We start from the raw sequence: 11964 nt of genomic DNA, 5'->3' as shown, positions 1-11964 counted from the left end.
CGCATAAGTGGATGATACGCTCATCTACCCAAAAGTTACATTATTTTCCGCATGGACCACTAGCAAGCATTTTATCTGCAGCTGTTATTGCACTTCACTTAACCGGATGTGCCTCGTACGGATATGATGTTGAAAGCGAAATTATCAATATTGGGCCGAGCTACCCTCCTACAGAAGCTCTAGAGCTGTCCTTTGGCGAGTACGATGGCGCCAAGACATACCAGCAACTGGCTTTTATTCGCATCTTAGGCAACGAACGTTCCGACACCGCAGAATTAGTTGAAGAGTTAAAACGCGAGGCCAAAGTCCTCGGCGCAGACGCTGTCATCAACATTCAAACTGCAAATAAAGAAAGAACCCAACGTATCTTCACCCTATTAGATATCGTGCCTTCGGACGATGACAGCTCAAAAGAGAAGAAAGAAAACAACAAATATGAAGCGCTGGTGCTAGAGGGAGTAGCCATTAAATACCAAGAAGAGTAATGTCGGCGACAGTATGTGATTGAAGGCTCGAACTTCGATCCTTCAATGCTGCATTACAGCCAACCGTCTTGTCAGATCAAGAATGATGCTATGAATCGATACGCTATTGCGCTTGTACTCTTGCCAAACTCAGCCTTAGCGGAAGTCTCAGATAAAATAGCCTCACAACCCAGTTTGTGGGTATCGGGAGCTTTGCTCAGTAGTATTTTGGCCGTGAGTATTAGGTGGTCTAGTTGGCTAAACCTCGCTGGATTACCTCTGGTTGCGCTACTATTTTACTCGGCCTGGAACACCCTAAACCAACCTTATATCGGACCAGCCATCATCGAAGAGCAAGGCCTTCCCTATGTGTTTGCGCTATACGGCTCTGCCGTATTGACTGGGTTGGGGTTACTGCTGGGGAATTATTTGAACAAATTGAAACGTCGCAATGCTCAACAAGAGACGCCAGCACTGAACCAAGAATAAGATTCAATCACGAAAGACCGGTGTAGTGGTCTAATTCACCCAGCCAGCCTAATCTAACTCGCTAGTTTATCAACTTTGCATCTGGCCTTGAGGTCGCTCGTGTTGGCAATGGCTGTGCCCGCAGGTGCTGCTCAGATGGCAGCGCATTTTCACTCAATATCGCCCCTCCTCCCCCAGCACCTTACTCAAGGCCAGCAATGCCTCTTTTTATCAGCTTCCATGGCGGTGCAACTGCGCCAGCAGGGAGTGTTTGCCCTATGGCCCAACGAGCCACCAGCGGAGGACTTTATCGCCACGCTGGCCTCAGTTTTTACACGCGTCGAGACTCATATCATTCGTTTTTACAACCCTTTTCAAGATAATGAAGCCACAGCAAGCGTTTATGTTGCTGTGAAGTAGGGTCTTAAAAAAACCCGCCGAAGCGGGTTTTTTATTGGCTCATGGGTGTGGCTATTTCCAAGTCGCCGTCAGTGACATATCTGAGCGATAGCCAGTACTGATCCTTATTGTCCAATCACCCGCTGACGGGTCGCTGACCGAACAGCTGCCTACGGCACCCGAGATATCACCAGTGCAGCCTTCGCCCTGAGCATTGAAAACCGTCAGGCTTCCATTACCCGATGTACCGCTGGCTACAACCTCCAGAGACGTCATGCCTTCAGGCGTGGTCACTGTATAAGACAGGGTGGGTTGACCGAAATCCCAGAACCACCAGCGATAGTAATCAGCGACCTCGAAGGTCTCGCTACCACCAATAGGATCAATAACACCGCCAGCGGCCTCAGCTACCGCTTTATCAGCGTCAATAATACCGCTACCACAGCCAGTGCAGTTATCCGTTAATGCAGTAGTGTTAGCTCTGTTTTTCAGAATATTTTCTACTTCTGTTGGCGTAATATCAGGCTTGACCTCATACATCATGGCAACCACACCAGCGATGTGCGGAGCAGCCATGGATGTACCAGGGCTAGTGAAGTAGGCGTCACTCCCTGGGGTTGTATCTCCGGTATTATCAGTAGACAACACACCTTGTGGATCATTTACGAAAACACTGCCATCGGCACGTCGACGCCATTCGCCACCAGGAGCAGTGACATCCACCACGCTGCCATAGTTAGAATAATTGGCCTTTGCTGCGTTAATGTTGCTAGCAGCGACATTAACGACACCAGCACAGTTGCTTGGGCGGTAATTAGCAGCATTATCATTGCTGTTACCAGCGGCCACTACCACCGTCGCTCCCTGAGAACGAGCAAAATTAATCGCCTCTTGATAGATACCATCACAATTGCCGCGACCACCAAGGCTCATATTAATGACTTGTGCTGGGTTTTGGTTAGCGGGTACACCACGCACGCTGCCACCGGCAGCCCAGTAAATACCATCGGCAATATCAGATAAGCGACCACCACACTTGCCTAACACACGCACGGGGACAACTTTGGCATCATACGCAACACCGGCTACGCCGATGCCATTATTGGTGGTGGCGGCAATGGTGCCTGCCACGTGCGTGCCATGCCAGGAGCTATCAAAATCACGCGGAGGGTAACTGCCGTCACACTCCCCCTGCTTCATATGATCACCAGGGTCACGAGCATCGCTATCACGACCATCACCGTCCACTGAGTAGAAGGTTTCAGTGATCATGTCGTAGCCGGGCAACAGATTATCGACTAGGTCTTTATGTGGGCGATAACCTGTATCCAACACAGCGACGGTGACGCCTTTACCCGTGGCACGCTCCCAAGCATTCGGTAGGTTGATACCTGCTTGCTGATCAAAGTAATGCCATTGATCCGCGTAACGGGGATCATTTGGAGCAGCAAATGCACGCATAATGGCGTCTTCTTCTATGTGCGCAATGGCTGGACTGTTAGATAGCTCTTCGATGCGTTGCGCCAGCTCTTCTTCACTACCGGCTTTTACTGAGATGACATGGTAACCATCCAGCAACATCGAACGCTGATACGCAACATCGCCGCGTGCCAGCATCTGTTGTTGGGCTGCCATCACATCAACTCCCTGTGCTGACATAGTTCTCGATTCACTAGCACTGGGGTACTTCACAATAAAGCGTTTGGTGAGTTCAGCCTGTGCATGTGCACTGATCACCGCCATGGACAACATCGACATAGCGATGGCTGAATTCCTTGCCAAGGATTTTTTAAACGTCATACCTTTTTCCTTTTAGTTTTAATTTTCCGCTCTTTGATCAGCGGACAGAAAAAAAGTATCAGCAAAAAACGAATTCAATAATGGGTATCGTGACAAAACAAATGCCATTTTTGCCACTTCAATTAAAACAAAATTTAATATTGATTTCGCTGGCAAAGGTCTAATCAATTTACACTAAAAATAATGGAATATATTAATACCCAAAAAGAATATAACACAAAAAACGCCAACAAAAACACCGTTTTCAAATGCCAACCAAACCGCAGAGAAAATAATATATCTGACAATAAAGCATACACTCTAAAACAAGATTCAGACACAGAGAACATCAAACAAGGGATAAACAGCCGAAAAGAGAGAAGATCTCAGACACTAAGCACTGGCAAGTCCCGAGCCAGAGGCTCACATGCCTTCAGTGAATCACTCGAGCTCTGAAGAAAGACGTGCTATGCAGTTGATAATGGCTCGGCATAACAAAAAGAAAGGACTGAAACAGCCTGCCAAAATACCAGAGGCACAACTTTAGCGAAGAAAAAAGACAGGCTTTAAAAGGCTTCGCTAAGGATACAGTTAATATGTGGCTCAGCGAATGATAAATAAAGTTTTATCAGAGACTGACAAGACTGATCAAATAAAACTGCGCTCTTAGTAAGAGCGCATCATATTACCACCGTCTGCCGGCCGCATGATGGCGTCTTCTTCTAAAGACAGTACACCAGACTGTTGCAATATACAGTTTTTTTGCTCTGCCGTGATAGGGGCAGCCAGTGTCATTCGAAGAAAGCCAGGCACACCAGAGGGAGCTAGGTCAGATACTTCTAGTCCACAAATTTTTAGGCTTTGTTGATGTTGCTGGATTAACTCAGCAGCGGGCCAGCTGCTTGCTTCATGTTCGACTTTGATGATCCAACGCAGTTGAGATTCAGCACTGCAGGACATAGAAAGCCACACTCCAAGCCATAAAACGATGGTTTTTGCCATTGCGATCATCCATTAAAGGGCTCGCCATAGGCGAGCCCCATTATTTACTTCCAGTTTGCTTTAACCACGAGGTTGCTGTTCCAACCTTTCGCTTCAAAGGTCACAGTCCACTCTCCTTCGGCCGGCGCACCAATGCTGCAGCTACCTTTAGAGAACTTAATATCTGCGGTGCACGAACTGCCATCAGCATTCGACACCGTCATTTTACCGCGTCCCAAGGCAAAGAAGGCGTCTTTATCCATGGCGACATCCAATACTGACATACCCGCTGGCACTGTGATGGTGGTACTCCAAGTCAGTGGCCTAAAGCCAAAGTTATCTGGCACAGCCACTTCCACACCGCCTGGCTCGACCACTGGGTCATCATCCAGTGCCGCCAGTGCTGCATCAGCATCAACAATACCGCTACCACAACCAACACAGTTATCAGTTAGTGGGTTGGTATTTTCAACCAGCAGTTGCTCCAGCTCATCTGGGGTAATTTCCGGTTTTTTCTGGTACATCAATGCTGCGACGCCGGCCACATGCGGAGCCGCCATAGAAGTACCTGGCTTAGTCAGGTAAGCGTCGTCTTCTGCCAGCGTCGCACCGCTGTTGTCCGTCGACAGTACACCGTTAGGGTCGTTGCGGATTTCCCACTCGCCACCTGGCGCCGCCACGTCAACCACGTCACCAAAGTTAGAGTAACTGGCTTTTGCGGCATTAATGTTGGTCGCAGCCACGTTAATTACGCCATCACAGTTACTGGGCGTAAAGTTACCAGCATCGGCATTGCTGTTACCCGCCGCAACAACGACTGAGGTACCTTTGGAGCGAGCAAAATTGATCGCTTGCTGAGTAATGTCCTGACAGTTACCACCGCCACCCAGACTCATATTGATAACCTGCGCAGGATGACGGTTCGCCGGTACACCCTCTACCGTGCCACCAGCAGCCCAAACAATGCCGTCTGCGATATCCGAGGTGTAACCACCACATTTACCCAGTACACGCACGGGAACCACTTGGGCGTCAAAGGCAACACCTGTGACACCAACGCCATTATTGCCCATGGCCGCAACCGTACCGGCAACGTGAGTACCGTGCCAGGAGCTGGAGTAGTCAAATGGTGGATAATCATTACCACATTCGCCCTGCTTCATGTGATCGCCTGGGTCAGTGGCATCAGCATCACGACCATCGCCATCAACAGAGACGAACTCATCAGAAATCATGTCGTAACCTGGCAAAATATTGCCGAGCAAATCTTCGTGTGGCAGGTAGCCGGTATCCAATACCGCCACGGTGACACCTTTACCCGTTGCGCGCTCCCAAGCATTGGGCAAGTTGATACCCGCCTGCGGATCAAAATAGTGCCACTGATCTTGATACAGTGGATCATTAGGCGCAAAGAAGGTACGCAACATGCGGTCTTCTTCCACACTGACGATGGCAGGGCTATCCGCCAGTTGAGCCAAGCGCTGCTCCAACTCCTGCTCGTTGTCGGCGCTGACCGTTACCACATGGTAGTCTTCCAGCATCATAGCGCGCTGATACTGAACACCCTGTTGCTGCAATGCTTGCTGACGAGCGGCTTGTGGATTAAAGCCCTGCTCTGCCAGTGTGCTCATTTCGCTGGCGGACGGATATTTAACAATAAATCGCTTAGTAACTTCAGCATGAGCGCTGGCGCTCATCACTGCTAAAGATAACAATGATGCGGTAAAAATTGAGTTCTTTGCCAATAACTTCTGTGAGCTCATTAAGAGTCTTCCTTCTCGACTTTTTTCATTTTTATCTGGCCAGCGAGTGGTCAGGTCGACGGACACGTTAGCAACAAATGTCATCGGAACGTAACAAAAGAAAATACGAAGACGTGACAAAGAAAGCATTTTTTATTTTTTGTCGTGTTCCACACAAGACGCTCTTGCATAATTATGTCGTTTTCGTCTCATTACAATTTCTGAGAACAGGATCAACTGTTCCCCACCAGAAAAAACTTTGAACTCCATCACAGTTTCTGCGCTTCAAATTCGAGCTAGTCACATTTCGCAACCATTGGGCTCGAACTAGTTACATAACCACATAGAATCGCCACCAGTTTTAACCTAGGAGCATTAGACCCATGAACCGTTGGTGGCTTGGATTATTAACAACAATAATATTAACCGGTTGTGGTGGTGAAAATCTGGGAGAAGGGCGCAACCCAGATGGAGACGGCTCAACCGATACCGTGACCGAACCTGGTAATGACAACTCCGGTAATGACAACTCCGGTAATGACGACTCCGGTAATGACGACTCCGGTAATGACGACTCCGGTAATGACAACTCCGGTAATGACGACTCCGGTAATGACAACTCCGGTAATGACAACTCCGGTAATGACGACTCCGGTAATGACGACTCCGGTAATGACGACTCCGGTAATGACGACTCCGGTAATGACGACTCCGGTAATGACGACTCCGGTAATGACGACTCCGGTAACGACGACTCCGGTAATGACGACTCCGGTAATGACGACTCCGGTAATGACGACTCCGGTAATGACGACTCCGGTAATGACGACTCCGGTAACGACGACTCCGGTAACGACGACTCCGGTAACGACGACGATGCTGGTAATGAAGACGATGCTGGTAATGAAGACGATGCTGGCAATGACGACGATGCTGGCAATGACGACGATGCTGGCAATGACGACGATGCTGGTGACACCTTTAACGGCGTCGCTCGCGATTGGGATTGCAAAGCGTCAAGCCTAGATGCTTTTAACGATGAAGACTTTGCCGCCACCGTCGCCGCCGCTGAGAACCAGTGCGTTAACGGTTTGTTCTCTCTTACCGGCCCACAAGCAGCGCGCACCTTTGCGCAACCGCGCATGGAAATGGTGGCCAAGCACATAGCAGGCTCACAAAACCCCAGCGAAGCCTCGGTGCTGTTTTTACGTGCCGGCTTATATGTGCAGTACTACCGTAAAGACGATGTCGGCGACTACACACCGGCCCTTCGCGATGCTATTGAAGAGGCACTCAACAATCTGCTGAGCGATGAGCGCATTACCGGCAAAGCCAACAGTTTGCTGGCAGAGTCCGTCACTTTGATCGATAGCTCGGGCCTAAATACTCAATTTATTGAAAAAGTTATTCAGTTATTAGAGCTTTTCCCTCAAGCAGCGGATGCAGATAGCCGTGATCGCAAAGTCGTCACTAACAATGTTTTTACCGTGTTATTCCGAGGACATTATCAAGATGACTTTGGCAGCACGGTTAAAAATGACCCAAGACTACTGCGTACGCTGGAAACCTTTGTGCAGCAACAGCAAAGCCTGCTGTCTGGCGATGATGCTTATTTGGTAGAAAACGCCCTGCGGGAATACGCCCGTTTTTTACAGCACGACGACTTAAAAGCACAGCTGCGCCCGCAAGTGAAGAACTGGCTGCAGCAGTTCCCTGAGTTCAGTAAGGGCTGGCTAGCACTCGCTGATGTCGCCACCGCTTATGACGACTGCAACGAGTATGGCATTTGTGACTTCCAAGATCGTTTAGAGCAAACCGTGTTGGCCACTGAACATAGCTGCGCCAACGTCAATGTCGATATTCGTGCCCAAGCCCTGACCTTCGACCAGCGCCAAGAGGTGTGCGATACTCTGCAAGATCAGGCGCAACGCTTTCATCAGCTGTTTAATACCGGTCGCCAACCCGTCGCCGATGATTACAACGAGCGTTTGGAAGTGGTGATTTTCGACAGCTCTTCTGATTACAAGCAATACGCTGGCTTATTCTTCGGTATCAGCACAGACAATGGTGGCATGTACCTGGAAGGCAACCCAGCAGAGCAAGATAACCAAGCGCGCTTTATCGCCTATCGCGCCGAATGGATAGATGACTTTAGCGTATGGAACTTACGCCATGAGTTCACTCACTACCTCGATGGCCGCTATAACCTCTACGGTGATTTCCGCCGCTCACAAGCCTTCCCAACCACCTGGTGGACAGAAGGCATGGCCGAGTACGCAACGCATCTAGAAGGTAACTCTGCTGCCCTTGATGCGGCTAAGCGCCAAAAAGTCGCGTTGAGCGAAGTCTTCCAAAACACCTACAACGACGGTACCGAACGTGTTTATCGCTGGGGCTATTTAGCCAGCTGGTACATGAAAACCCAGCAGCCCAGCCGTACTCAACAATGGCTGACGGCCATGCGTGAAAATCGCTACGACGATTATCAACGTGACCTGCAACAGCTGGGCAGTGCGTACGATGCCGATTTCTCCAATTGGCTGGACCAGCGCATTGATGAGCACGACCAAGACGATGGCGGCACAGATAACGGTGGCAATGACGGCGGCGCCGACGATGGCCATACCGAGCACGACTACGAGTTGCGTGCCAATGAGCCACGTCGCATCAGCAGCAATGGTGCTAACTATTACATCATCATGGTGCCAGACAATGCTCGTAACTTGCGCATCAGCACTCAAGGTGGCAGCGGTAGCCTGACCATTTTAAGCAGCAGCGACAACTGGCCAACGCCAAGCGACCACCAGCAACAAGCGCAAAGTAGCAACACTCAAGCGACGCTGTTTATTGATCAACCTCAGTCTGGCCACTTGTTCTTGCAAGTGACTGGCGATTATCAAAACGTTGATTTGACTTTCAGCCTTGACCAAGTCAGCACTGCCAGTCGTCACTGGTAATCGCTGATGGATGTTTAGTAATTAAGTAAGCGGGACATAGCCCTAATGCCGTCCACTTAAGCATTTAACTCCGGGCCAGCTTGCTAGAAAATCCAGTGGCGTTGACGTCACTGGATTTTTTATGCCCACTCAACAGCCCCTGCTCGACTTGAAGGTTAAAAAGGTTAAAAAGGTTAAAAAAGACAGTCACGCCGAAGGTTAAAAAAAAGGTTAAAAAAGACAGTCACGCCGAGAGAAGTATGGCTGTTTACTGCTGAACCCAGTCACCAGGTTAAAAAAAGGTAAAACAGGTTAAAAAAGACAGTCACGCCGAAGGTTAAAAAAAAGGTTAAAAAAGACAGTCACGCCGAGAGAAGTATGGCTGTTTACAGGTTAAAAAAGACATATATAGACGCTCTCCCGGTGTCAAGGCAGAACATAGCCTTGGCGCCTGAACACCCCTGATTAACCTCTTTTTTACTCATCACTCGGTCGCTATGATGAACGGTGGTTCATGCGAGTTGGTGGTAGTGCTGACATATATTCGGCTTCTGATCAGGCCTTGGCCTGGAGCCCTGATGAGATCCGCACCTTCCCACCTAAAAACACCCACTCGATCTATTACGATCGTGTCTTGGCCAGGTTCTGAGAAGGGCGGATAACCCCGTTTATTTCATCACACTAACGACTACCCGGATGAGATAAATACGTTTACGCTGCTTTAAATGCCTCGCTTTTTTGTAGCAAGATCCAGCTAATGCGTGCCAGTTTATGAGCAACGGCGACCACGCCTTTTTGCAGCCCACGGCGGAGAATAATCTGGTTAATCCAGTTGCCTAGTTTGGTATCGCTTTGCCGTTTGGCCCATCGAACAGTGTGCCTGGCTGCTTGGACAAATAGCTTACGTAAATAGCGATTCCCGCGTTTGGATATACCCGCCATGGTCGACTTGTGGCCACTGGCTTTTTGTATCGGCGTTAACCCTGTCCATACGGCAAAATCTCGTGCGCGAGCAAATGCCTGCCCTTTGCCAATGGTCGACATAATCGCGCTGGCAATGTGCGGACCAATGCCGGGGATGGTTTGCAGATATTGGCACTCTTCATTTTTTGCGGCGTAGTCTGCAAGCACTTTTCTCAGATGCTCAAGCCGACGACTCAGAGAATCGTATTCAACCAATGTGTGCTCAATCTCTTTGCGAATAATGGCAGATAAGGCTGGGTCTTCCATCGCCTCCCTCAGCTTTACTGCTAAGGCTTCAATGCCTTCTGGAAAACTGTACCCATAATCGGCCAATAAACCGCGCATTTGATTCATTAATCCGGTTCGAGTCGCCACGCACCGTTCGCGAATGCGATGCAACACTTGGATATCCTGCTGCGACTCTGATTTAACCGGTACCATACGCATGCCAGGTCGGCGTGCTGCTTCTGCAATCGCCAACGCATCGTTACGATCATTTTTATTGCCGCGCACAAAAGGCGTGACGTGTTGTGCTGGAATCAAACCCACATGATGACCGGCCTGCTGTGCATATCGACCCCAGTAGTGAGATGAATAACAGGCTTCCATAAAGACCTGAGGAGGCTCATACGTGGTCAAAAACTCTTTAAATTTTGGTCGACTTAGACGCAGGCTTTTGACGACCTGATTCTGCTCCGACAGGATGCATACCTGAAAGACAGACTTTGCCAAGTCAACCGCAACTGTATTACCCTTATTCATGTGGACGCTCCTCATTTGTTGAGTTTTTTGTTGAACTAAAACTTTAGCGCTTTTGACGCTGGAACCAAATGGGAGAGCGTCCATCCCATCAGTCATGCCGAGAGAAGTATGGCTGTTTACTGCTGAACCCAGTCACTGGAGGCCTTGAGCACCGCCTATCAATGAGCCCAAAAGTGATTTGAATAGCAAGACAGGGTTTCAGACAAAGCTAACCCCTGCTTGTTGAACAAACAGGTTTTTGATGGAAAGATTTTACTGACTTCTGTTAAGTCAGCAGCTGCTGGCAAGCACCAATGCCAGCCGTTCTATGTTGTTTGCTGTCGCGGAAAAAGCAGCTCAGTTTGGCCTTTAGCTGCTGAGCACTGCCCACTAGGCCTTTAAATTGGCTTTCAAATTGCTGCGTCATAACCAGCCAGTGTTGTGGATCAATGCCCAGCCTGAGCAACGCGGGTGGTAAGCTTTGGTTAATATGACCGCGTTTATCATCGCGTATTTGTCTGCCGGTCCAATCCACCAAGTCGATGTAATCGGTTAATTTCATTGGGATGCCTTCCGGCATTTTTTTACGAGGGTTATCAGCGAAGTTAAATAGCTCGGGGACTTGTTGGAACAGATGATTGGGTGAGTTGGCTTGCTTTGCTTTACGGCTGCGTTTTTTGATCGAGGTGTAATCAGACGTTTCAGGTGTTTTCGCCATGCCTGCTCTAATAGGGTTTAAATCCACGTAGGCCATGCAGGCAGCCAGTGCTTTTTCGTCGAACAGCGCCTGAGATTTAAAACGACCTTCCCAGAAATGCCCAGTACATTCGTCTTCTTCGTTGGCCATGCGCGCAATTTTTTCATTCAAACGGCGCATAAACCAGCTAATGGAGGTTAAACGCTCGCGCCATTCGTTGGCGTACTTTTCAACTAATTGCTCTTCCACCTGGCTGAGTGCATCGCCTAACAGATAACGCTGGGTAAAAGCATTACCTTTGTACAGCCGGTGCCAGCGCTCAATCACTTCACGTACAGACCAGCTCGCAGCCTGATCCTGTGCAACATGCAGGACCACATGAAAGTGATTCGACATCACTGCATAGGCAGCGATGTCTATAGCAAAGACCTGGGCTTGCTCCAGTAGCAATGACTCAATCCAGCCTCGGCGATGCTCAAAGCTGCGCCCTTCCTGATCAAAGCCGCATAAAAAAGCACGCCGCACACAGCGTGAGACACAGTGATAATACGGCGTGGCCTCCAGAGAAACGAGTTCTTTGCGCGGTTTAGGCATGGCTGACTCCCAGTGAATAGGATCTGCTTACAGCCTAGCCAGCAGATTTAGACGCTGCCATCAGGCAGCTTTCTTATGATGACTGTCCTGTTTACTCAAGTAAAGTACGACTTTATCCGTCAGTGGGAAGATGATAGTTCTTATAATGACTGATGGGATGGACGCTCTCCCATTTGGTTCCAGCGTCAAAAGCGCTAAAG

9 protein-coding genes are annotated in these 11964 nt (G+C 49.2%); 4 read left to right on the top strand and 5 right to left on the bottom strand.

Features of this window, described 5'->3' with window-relative positions; genetic code table 11:
* The 3 genes from IE090_RS17530 to IE090_RS17520 form a co-directional block, all read left to right on the top strand.
* On the top strand, nucleotides 1–485 hold a 485-nt coding region (locus IE090_RS17530), incomplete at its 5' end, for a hypothetical protein (RefSeq protein ID WP_189390419.1).
* Between the two features lie 15 nt (nucleotides 486–500).
* Nucleotides 501–953: a hypothetical protein gene (locus tag IE090_RS17525; protein ID WP_189390418.1), complete on the top strand. Its 453-nt coding sequence runs from the start codon at nucleotides 501–503 to the stop codon at nucleotides 951–953.
* Between the two features lie 135 nt (nucleotides 954–1088).
* Complete coding sequence (locus tag IE090_RS17520) at nucleotides 1089–1352, top strand: hypothetical protein (protein WP_189390417.1); 264 nt, start codon at nucleotides 1089–1091, stop codon at nucleotides 1350–1352.
* A 51-nt stretch (nucleotides 1353–1403) separates the two neighbouring features.
* Here IE090_RS17520 and IE090_RS17515 read toward each other — a convergent pair whose 3' ends face one another.
* From IE090_RS17515 to IE090_RS17505, 3 genes are all read right to left on the bottom strand, one after another.
* A complete protein-coding gene (locus tag IE090_RS17515; protein ID WP_189390416.1) occupies nucleotides 1404–3131 on the bottom strand; it encodes a S8 family peptidase in 1728 nt (575 codons plus the stop codon).
* A 645-nt stretch (nucleotides 3132–3776) separates the two neighbouring features.
* Complete coding sequence (locus tag IE090_RS17510) at nucleotides 3777–4112, bottom strand: hypothetical protein (RefSeq protein WP_189390415.1); 336 nt, start codon at nucleotides 4110–4112, stop codon at nucleotides 3777–3779.
* A gap of 44 nt (nucleotides 4113–4156) precedes the next feature.
* Entirely contained in the window at nucleotides 4157–5854 is a 1698-nt protein-coding gene (locus IE090_RS17505; RefSeq protein WP_189390414.1) for a S8 family peptidase, read from the bottom strand.
* Nucleotides 5855–6216: 362 nt separating this feature from the next.
* Between IE090_RS17505 and IE090_RS17500 the strand changes: the two genes are divergently transcribed.
* Nucleotides 6217–8790: a collagenase gene (locus IE090_RS17500; RefSeq protein WP_189390413.1), complete on the top strand. Its 2574-nt coding sequence runs from the start codon at nucleotides 6217–6219 to the stop codon at nucleotides 8788–8790.
* Nucleotides 8791–9480: 690 nt separating this feature from the next.
* Here the strand turns inward: IE090_RS17500 and IE090_RS17495 are convergent.
* Nucleotides 9481–10590, bottom strand: a complete 1110-nt coding sequence (locus IE090_RS17495; RefSeq protein ID WP_229815822.1) for an IS110 family RNA-guided transposase — start codon at nucleotides 10588–10590, stop codon at nucleotides 9481–9483.
* A 169-nt stretch (nucleotides 10591–10759) separates the two neighbouring features.
* Nucleotides 10760–11764 carry a transposase gene (locus IE090_RS17490; protein WP_189390412.1) on the bottom strand — a complete coding sequence of 335 codons (1005 nt, stop codon included), beginning with the start codon at nucleotides 11762–11764 and terminating at the stop codon, nucleotides 10760–10762.
* Nucleotides 11765–11964 lie beyond the last annotated feature (200 nt).

Origin of the sequence: Bacterioplanes sanyensis, assembly GCF_014652515.1 — a bacterium.
GTDB classification, from domain to species: domain Bacteria; phylum Pseudomonadota; class Gammaproteobacteria; order Pseudomonadales; family Oceanobacteraceae; genus Bacterioplanes; species Bacterioplanes sanyensis.
The sequence above is the reverse complement of the archived record's forward strand: the minus strand, read 5'-3'. Positions and strand labels throughout refer to the sequence as shown.